Raw genomic sequence first — 452 nt, forward strand, 5'->3', positions numbered from 1 at the left:
GGCTTCACATTGGAATCATCAACCGTAGTCTTGTCATCACCAGGCTGATCTTCGCCGTCACCCGGCTTGGAGTCCGGGTCCTTCGGATCGGTGCCTGCTTCCTTCTCTTCCTCGTCGGTAGCACCGTCATTATCATCATCGGTGTCAGTCTTATCCGGCTCGCCGTCGCCATCAGTGTCACGCTGAACCGTGATCACCTTATCTTCCTTAGCGACTTCCTTACCCTCGGCATCGGTGATGGTGACCGTGACAGTAACGTCACGCTCTTCCTCATCCTTACCCCAGTCATCAAGCTTCTCCGGGGTACCGGTGATCTGACCAGTCTCCGGATCAACCTCCAGGCCACCAGGCAGGTTCTCAACCTTAACCTTGCCGCCTTCCGGAACGTTCTTCGCAGTCTCAAACGGATCAGCCGGCTGACCCTCCGTGACAGTCACCTTATCCTTCACCAC

General features: G+C 56.2%; 1 protein-coding gene. It reads right to left on the minus strand.

What is annotated here, in order from left to right:
• On the minus strand, window positions 1-437 hold a 437-nt coding region (locus tag HMPREF2993_RS12415), incomplete at its 3' end, for a putative Ig domain-containing protein (protein WP_168166779.1).
• Window positions 438-452 lie beyond the last annotated feature (15 nt).

The organism is Corynebacterium sp. HMSC068G04, from assembly GCF_001814885.1.
GTDB lineage: Bacteria > Actinomycetota > Actinomycetes > Mycobacteriales > Mycobacteriaceae > Corynebacterium > Corynebacterium hiratae.